This window comes from Nonomuraea sp. NPDC049625, from assembly GCF_040675285.1.
Taxonomy (GTDB): Bacteria; Actinomycetota; Actinomycetes; order Streptosporangiales; family Streptosporangiaceae; genus Nonomuraea; species Nonomuraea angiospora_A.
In genome coordinates, this window is record NZ_JBFAOQ010000050.1 from 4057 (window position 1) to 5288 (window position 1232).

General features: G+C 56.9%; 2 rRNA genes (1 of these 2 running past the window's edge). Both read left to right on the forward strand.

Going from position 1 to position 1232, the window contains the following annotated elements:
* Nucleotides 1-1029 (forward strand): 23S ribosomal RNA (locus AB0J87_RS64275) (it extends 2194 nt beyond the left edge of the window).
* Nucleotides 1030-1112: 83 nt separating this feature from the next.
* Nucleotides 1113-1229 (forward strand): 5S ribosomal RNA (rrf, locus tag AB0J87_RS64280).
* Nucleotides 1230-1232: the final 3 nt, after the last annotated feature.

A 1232-nucleotide genomic window follows, 5' to 3' on the forward strand; every position in this document is an offset into this window, starting at 1 on the left:
CTGGCGAAGGTGAGAACTTAAGCGCCGGTAAACGGCGGTGGTAACTATAACCATCCTAAGGTAGCGAAATTCCTTGTCGGGTAAGTTCCGACCTGCACGAATGGCGTAACGACTTCCCCGCTGTCTCAACCGCAGACCCGGTGAAATTGCAGTACGAGTAAAGATGCTCGTTTCGCGCAGCAGGACGGAAAGACCCCGGGACCTTCACTACAGCTTGACATTGGTGTTTGGAACGGCTTGTGTAGGATAGGTGGGAGACTGGGAAGCTCGGACGCTAGTTCGGGTGGAGTCATTGGTGAAATACCACTCTGGTCGTTTTGGATGTCTAACTCTGGTCCGTGATCCGGATCGGGGACAGTGTCTGGTGGGTAGTTTAACTGGGGCGGTTGCCTCCCAAAAGGTAACGGAGGCGCCCAAAGGTTCCCTCAGCCTGGTTGGCAATCAGGTGTTGAGTGTAAGTGCACAAGGGAGCTTGACTGTGAGACTGACGGGTCGAGCAGGAGCGAAAGCTGGGACTAGTGATCCGGCATCGGCGTGTGGAAGCGGTGTCGCTCAACGGCTAAAAGGTACCCCGGGGATAACAGGCTGATCTTCCCCAAGAGTCCATATCGACGGGATGGTTTGGCACCTCGATGTCGGCTCGTCGCATCCTGGGGCTGGAGTAGGTCCCAAGGGTTGGGCTGTTCGCCCATTAAAGCGGTACGCGAGCTGGGTTTAGAACGTCGCGAGACAGTTCGGTCCCTATCCGCTGCGCGCGCAGGAGACTTGAAAGGGGCTGTCCCTAGTACGAGAGGACCGGGACGGACGAACCTCTGGTGTGCCAGTTGTACCGCCAGGTGCACGGCTGGTTGGCTACGTTCGGGAGGGATAACCGCTGAAAGCATCTAAGCGGGAAGCTTGCCTTGAGATGAGGTCTCCCACCCTGTGAGGGGGTAAGGCTCCCGGTAGACGACCGGGTTGATAGGCCGGAGGTGGAAGCGCGGTAACGTGTGGAGCTGACCGGTACTAATAGGCCGAGGACTTGACCACAAAGCAGACTTTTCTAGTCGTTGCTCGCGTCCATTATGTGATTCTGAGACAACAAGCAGTTGTGCTTGTGTGTTTCGGAGGGTTACGGCGGTTATGGCGGGAAGGAAACACCCGGTTACATTCCGAACCCGGAAGTTAAGCTTCTCTGCGCCGATGGTACTGCACTCGGGAGGGTGTGGGAGAGTAGGTCGCCGCCGGACAAT